Below are 6,871 nucleotides of genomic sequence, written 5' to 3' on the forward strand. Positions count from 1 at the left end.
CTATATACTCAAAGGTTTGCGTTTGCGCCATAGAAAAAATCCGATCAACAACCCGATCAAAAGTCCTATAACTCCACCGATGATCCCAAAATAATTTGCACTTTCTTTAGCGACACTTAACACTGGATTATCTAAGAAGTTTATCCCTATATGCAACGTAAGTATTCGCCATTTCCCATCATCATCTTTAATAACAGTGGCTGTCCAACGAGTCTTCATCGGGAAAAACCGGCTATCGGATAAATAGCAATTCTCAACTCCAGACCCGCGAACAACTCCGATTGTTTTATTAGCATAAAACTCTGTCAAAGCATCGGCATCAAGTTTCATCTCAACTTTTTTCAAAACACCGCCCGGACCAAACCAGAAGTTGAAAAACTTTGTAATATCTTCATGTGAATTAAGAACTTCTTGATTACTGGTCGTAACTCTCATATCTTTATGAAAATATTGAGCAAGTTGATCATAGTGTTCTGTATTAACTGCGTTTTGTATCCCACCAAGAACACCCCGAAGCTCTTCATGAATTGCATGATCCGGCTCATCGGTTGCAGCCGTAAGGAAGTTAAATCCACCTAGGGACACCAGTATTATAAAAACCCATTTAAACATTTTTTTCTCCTTTAATGAATGTTGACGTAACCAAAAACATAATCGCCATTGCCGACACGATATCAAGAATATGGTGCTGATGAACCAGTAGTGTTGAGATCATAATCAACAATAACCATAACAACATAATCATACGAACTGATTTTTTTGATGATGACTCAAGCACTGCCAATAGAATAAATGCACTGTAGACCACATGCAATGACGGTGCCATATTATGAGGAAGATCAAGAGAAAAAATATTGGTGAACATCTCACCATAAAACCCATTGGGAATAACACGCTCAAATCCTAGTTGTGAAGGAAAAAGCAAAAAGATCCCTCCGCTAATGAGGGTACCTAAAATAATCCGTTTACCCAACAACTCCAACTGCGAGACTCCCAAGAAAAAAGGTGGGAGGATAAAAAGAAGATACAGTGACATATAGGGCCAAATGAAATCTGGGACAAAAGGGATTGATAACTCTGTATTCAAATATAGATGGTAGACATTTGCACGTTGAGCACTAAGCCAATTACAAAATGGATAAACGGAAAAAAAGGCAATCCCTACCCAGAAAGCCCAATACCCGTACGTCTTCCATATAGTCTTAGTATCATATTCTTCTTTCAATAGAATACGGGGCATGGTCTCATTCATTCTTGAGACTTAAACGGAAATTGTGCAGGTGAAGACATCGGCGGTGCAGGCCTAACTCCACCCCATAACGTGGAATAAATAGACCAAAAAGTCGGTTGCGGTTCATTAGCATTAACATATTGAGGCAAATAAATCCATGGAACCTGAGGATGACGATGATGAGCTAAATGGTAGTGATAGTTCAATGCCAGTAAACGTGATATAGGCAATACTTTAAGATTCCATGCACCATTGATTACATCGCGTGGACTCCATGCATGGTCAACATACTGCAATGCCGACCAATGAAGAGCAAAGAACCAATGACATAACAACCATCCCTGCCAACTTAAATCCAGTAGATAATAGAGTGCCACTTGATATCCAAGAGCCAGTAAACATTCAAACCAAATGCGTGTGATTGAGTACTGAGCAATCTCTTCAAGAAACGCTTCAAACCCAAGAGCTTTAGCAGGACCATGTATGAAACGTTCAGAAGTAAAGTATGTTGGAGCGATGAGAATCAGCAAATTACTCAAGGGGATCATAAACCAATATAGGCCAAACAGATTACCGCCATACATCCAAATATTACGTACAGTTTTTGACTCAGAAGGGAGATAATAATCATAGAGTTCTTTATCGGTTCTATTGCGCTCGTGGTGCCCCAAGTGAGCAATTTTTTGCATCGTAAATGACGTAGGAAAGGTAGCGGCACTTACAATACCAAAAAAATCATTTCGTAATCTGTTATTTGATAAAACACCATGTGCAGCTTCATGCAACAAAGAAAAGATTGTGTTATGTAATAAAGAATAGACCCATGCAGCTAGAAACATATAGAGGAAAGTACTATGCGAAGCGACCCATAAGAGCCACCACGTTGTCGGGAGAACTATGAAAAAGATAGCTAAATTTCTTTTCTCTGGAATATGAATATCATTAGTGTTATACATGATTTTTACCATAAATTCAAAAATTAATATATTATAACTAGTATAAACTTTATATTCTATATTTTCATGACTTATTTTGTATAGATTAATTGGTGTGACAGAGGTATGACAAGATTTACAGTTTTTAGGTAAATTAGAGAGTTCTATGCGTGAAGAAACTCCATGTTTTGTGTATTGTTAGAAAATTAGAGCATATACGGTGTCCTCATAGTAAACTCGTATTTGCATCATTAAACTCCACTCTTTGCTTTTTTTGTCTTTTCGGCAGGCTGAGAGTAAATCGAGCCCCTTCTTTGGTATTTGTGACACTTAATCTTCCGCAGATATGTTTTTCAATAATCATTTTTGCCATATAAAGCCCTATTCCGGTTCCATTTTTCGATTTTGTGCTGAAATACGGATCAAAAACATGTTCTATAATCTCATTGGCTATTCCTCCACCATTATCTTCTATATTGATCGTCACATCGCTGGTATCGCTCTCTATGTTTATCCAAATATGACGATCAGTTTGATTTCTTTCGACCATAATATCAATAGCATTATTAACAATATTGATAAGCACTTGAACTACTTCATTGGCATAGGTTTCGATAAACACTTCATTACGTTTTTCAACATGCATTTGAACATTTTCGTATTTTAACCGTGTTTGAATAATCTGCTCCATCCGTTCTATGAGGAGTGTGGTTGAAATTTTTTCAGCAGATTTATCCGGCTTGAAATAGGTTTGAAAATCATTGATTAAATTGGAGAGATAGATGATGATGTCAGAAATTTTATCCAGTATCTTGTCAGATTCGACTGATTCTTTGCTGGTTACCATTGATTTGATCTTTTCATCTGCGATCATCAGTGTGATAGTTGCCAGAGGTTGACGCCATTGATGGGCGATCATACTCATCATCTCTCCCATCGCGGCCAAACGCGATTGTGAGATCATCATCCGCTCTTGTTCGGTAATTTTTTTCACTTTTTGCGCGACTTTTTCTTCAAGAGAGAGATTCAAATCTTGCAGCTCTTTTGTTTTGAGTTCTAAACTTTGATTCACAATGTTTAATGTGTTGTAGGAGGTATCCAATTTTTTCGTCATATCAATAAAGGATGCAGATAATAATCCAATTTCATCATTTGATGTAATTGAACTCAATTTATCGCTGATCTCAAGGTTTCCGTTAGCAATATCTTTAGCGGTTTCTGTAAGCAATAAAATAGGCGATAAAAGTTTTCTTGCAAAGAAATAGCTAAAAATCAATAGAATCAATGCTAATAATAGTGAGGTAAGGATCGCTTTTTTTACGTTTGATTGTATCTTGAGCTTTTTATTTTCTTCTGCTCTGCGTACCTCTTCATGAAGTATTTTAAGTGAATAGACAATGTGGATTTCACCCCATTTATCGTTGATAATAATCGGAAGAGAGATAACAAAATTATTTCTATTATTTATCTCTTTTAACGTAAGAGTGTTAATCTCTTGTTTTGGGAATTGATTTTTAAAAGAGTTTTCGCCGACAAAAAGTTCTTTTGACTTATCCCTATTAAATAGAATAACGGCATCAATCTCATCTTTTGCAACCAAATTTTTAAACGATGCATCAATATGGGAAAAATTAAAAGCTGCAATATCATTTTCAACTTCATATTTCAAAGACAATATGTCGTTTTTTGCATTGGATTCCAAGTGGCTTCGTAATAAAGCTATCCTTTGATTGAGCTCATTGTTTAAAATCTCTTTTTGTTCACTGATTTGAAAATAGATAAAAGTTGATACTACAATCGACGTAATAAACAAAATTGCGATAATAAACTTATTGGTTAAATTCATTCACGTATTTCTGTAGCGATAGACAAAATATCAGAAGTAATTTCTACCCCGTTCAGTTCGGCTTCCTTTTTGTTAAAAACAATATTGGTTCCGGCCGGATACTGAATTTTTTCCATCGATCTTTCATTTAGGTTGCTCTCTATCATAGTCGCAATTTGTCTCCCAATAGTCGGATTATCTGCTGATATGACTAATGTTGCGCCGTATTGTATGAAAAGTTCATGATAGGCGATAATCGGTTTCTTCTGCTTTTTGGCTGAGCTAAATAGATTTTTGACGGCGTTTTCGTTATTTAAAAATAGTGGATCGGATATGACCATCATCGCATCGCTGTTGTTTAAGGCCGTATCAAATTGCATATTTTCAACAGACGCTTCATCGATTAAAATAGGGAGTATTTTTATCCCCAACGCTCCCGCATCGCGACTAAGATCATCAACCATATTTTGAGTATATTTGCTGTGGACCACCCCTATCGTATTAACAGAGGTAAAAAGTGATTTAATAAGGATTAGCTGCATACCGTTATGCAATTCATTGGAAACACCGTAGCGGTTGCTTGCTAATGACAATCTTTTCCAATCAACGATAGAACTAAAATAGATATCTTTTTCGGGGATATATTCATTCGCATACTGATAGGCTTTAGCGCCGACTGCATAAACGGTATCGGGGTACTCATCATAAAGAGCTTTTTTGATTTCATTGCTGCTTTTGTTTGAAATATCTAAGGTTTTAAAAGGATGGTTGAAATTTTTACCAAACTCCTCTACCGCTTCATTGTATTTTTTTACATCAGAATTTGAGTTAATGACTAGAATAGTATGTGCTTGTAATGCAAGGGTAAAGAGAGAGATAAAGAATAGTAATCTCATTTTGTATCTCCTCTGTTTTCTAAATTACGTATGTTAAAAACTACCAGTTTATCGATACCTATCATATTTAAAATCTTTTTTCCATCGGACGAGAATTCCATGTTTTTGAAAATCGATACAAGAGTAGTAACCTCTTTATCTGTCTCGTTACACGCTAAAAGCATTCTGTATTCAGGATCGGATTCATAGTATATTTTTAAGTCTTTTGAGAGAACCGGATTGATATGTTGGAGATGTACAAAAGTGTCTTTTGAGATAAGCGCGAATCTGCTCATACCGAAACCGACGCTCATGAGGGCATCTATCTCTTTCGGTACTCTAAGCACAGATAGCTCTTGGGAATGCTCATCTGTTATGCTGTTTAATAGCTCATTCGTATACTCCGTATCATACGCAGAAGTAACTACCCCTTTCAACAAGGTGTTTTTTTGACCGACGAGTATTTTTCTATCGGTGACACTCCCTTTTTTCTTGGCAACTAACATCGCCTCTAAATTATACTTTTTTGAAATTTCACGATAATGCCAACTCGATAGGATGGCAATGGTGTTTTTATTTTTTAAATATTTTTCAAACGTCTCTTTATCGCTAAAGGGTTGAAGTTCATAATTTCCATAACCGCTTAAATAAGAGTCAAAACTCATCTTGAGTGATTTGAAATTATTGACATTAATCTCTGGCGTGTAGAGGTACACTTTGACGTTATCCGCACAAAGTGTCATAACAAGTAAAAAGATTAAGGAGAAGAGTTTCATTATGTCGTTTTCCATAACATATTGCTGTATGGTCCATAATAACGGCTTGTTTTATAAGCAGTATTCCAGCCTGCCATCAGCTTTACATTCTTTTTGATAACGTCGGCAGCTTCTATCGCTATGACATGGATGTAAACATCTTGCCCCTCTGAGAGTTTTTTACTGATAAGTACATTTTCATAAGTATTATTTTCATCAAATGAACCGTCATAGGTAGAGATATACCCTATCGAATCAGGACCGGTTACGGTTACGAACGTTTCATCATCAAACTGACCGATAATATTTTCATTTTGTATCAAAATCGTAAAGATTCTATTATCATCCGTTTCTATTGTAAGATACCCTAAATCGGTGCTGTTCTCGGTTTGGGTAAAGTAATCGGTGACTTTTCCGGTACAAAGGTGTTTCATTTTCCTCGGTGTTTGCGCGTCATTGGAGAGATAGTTTTGAATTTTTAGAATTTTTTCATTTGATTGAATATCTTCTTCAAAGATTTTACCAATGTTATAGGCATCGCGTAGGGTGCCTTTGACAATATTTCCATCATTTAAAGTATCTCCATGCATCGGAGCCAAACATAAACCTGTATCTATACCGATTAAACCTGATCCTATTAAATTACTATATGCTATCCCTAAATCTTGGTAGTTTTTTAAAGACATAGTTGTAAATTGATATTCATCTCCAGCAGATGTTGCCATGTTTGGCATGACAGGTTGAGAAACGGCGAATGTTGTGAGATCAATAGTAGGAACAGATCGCCCTGATGTATCCCCATCGACAATAGAGAGGTTATTGTTCAATAAATAAGCTGATATAAGCGGAATAACCACATTCATTGCCCCTACTTCGATAGGATAAAGTGCATCAAATTTTTCAAAATTCTCAAATCGACTATCTTTTTGTGTGCTCAGTAACTCTTTTATGAGTTTTTCCATTGCATTTACGGCATTTACTGTCGGCTCAATAATAGCTTGAGGTGTTAGTGCTGAGCCTGCTGATGGCTGAGCCATCCCCGCAGCCATAACAACCCACTCTTTTTCTGTTAATGAATCGGGATTAATAAGATTGATCTCAAATGCATCACTATCTTTAAAATAGGTTTCTACAATTTTTTTTGCAACGAAAAACGGTCCACCACCGCCTGAAGCTAGGAAAGTTGCCCCTTTGAGAAGTGTTAAAAATTCTGTTCGGTTTGTAATTTTCATGCGTGAATCCTTTTTAAA

Annotated in this window: 7 protein-coding genes; all 7 read right to left on the reverse strand. The window is 36.3% G+C overall.

The genetic code is table 11. The annotated features are described in order from the left end of the window. Entirely contained in the window at positions 1 to 612 is a 612-nt protein-coding gene (locus A2517_RS10110) for a hypothetical protein (RefSeq protein WP_294896651.1), read from the reverse strand. Next, the gene (locus A2517_RS10115; protein WP_294896653.1) at positions 605 to 1,087 is read right to left on the reverse strand and encodes a phosphatase PAP2 family protein; all 483 of its coding nucleotides are present in this window, start codon (positions 1,085 to 1,087) and stop codon (positions 605 to 607) included. The genes A2517_RS10110 and A2517_RS10115 overlap by 8 nt, the downstream gene beginning before the upstream one ends. 161 nt (positions 1,088 to 1,248) lie before the next feature. Beyond that, the gene (locus tag A2517_RS10120) at positions 1,249 to 2,187 is read right to left on the reverse strand and encodes a fatty acid desaturase (RefSeq protein ID WP_294896655.1); all 939 of its coding nucleotides are present in this window, start codon (positions 2,185 to 2,187) and stop codon (positions 1,249 to 1,251) included. 205 nt (positions 2,188 to 2,392) lie between these two features. Then, entirely contained in the window at positions 2,393 to 4,012 is a 1,620-nt protein-coding gene (locus A2517_RS10125) for an ATP-binding protein (protein WP_294896657.1), read from the reverse strand. Further along, complete coding sequence (locus A2517_RS10130) at positions 4,009 to 4,887, reverse strand: ABC transporter substrate binding protein (RefSeq protein ID WP_294896659.1); 879 nt, start codon at positions 4,885 to 4,887, stop codon at positions 4,009 to 4,011. Before A2517_RS10130 ends, A2517_RS10125 begins: the two co-directional genes overlap by 4 nt. Then, the gene (locus A2517_RS10135) at positions 4,884 to 5,657 is read right to left on the reverse strand and encodes a hypothetical protein (RefSeq protein ID WP_294896661.1); all 774 of its coding nucleotides are present in this window, start codon (positions 5,655 to 5,657) and stop codon (positions 4,884 to 4,886) included. The genes A2517_RS10130 and A2517_RS10135 overlap by 4 nt, the downstream gene beginning before the upstream one ends. Continuing rightward, a partial coding sequence (locus A2517_RS10140; protein WP_294896663.1) for a DUF917 family protein occupies positions 5,642 to 6,871 on the reverse strand: 1,230 nt, incomplete at its 5' end. The genes A2517_RS10140 and A2517_RS10135, both read right to left, overlap by 16 nt.

Origin of the sequence: Sulfuricurvum sp. RIFOXYD12_FULL_44_77, assembly GCF_001830725.1 — a bacterium.
Taxonomy (GTDB): Bacteria; Campylobacterota; Campylobacteria; order Campylobacterales; family Sulfurimonadaceae; genus Sulfuricurvum; species Sulfuricurvum kujiense_A.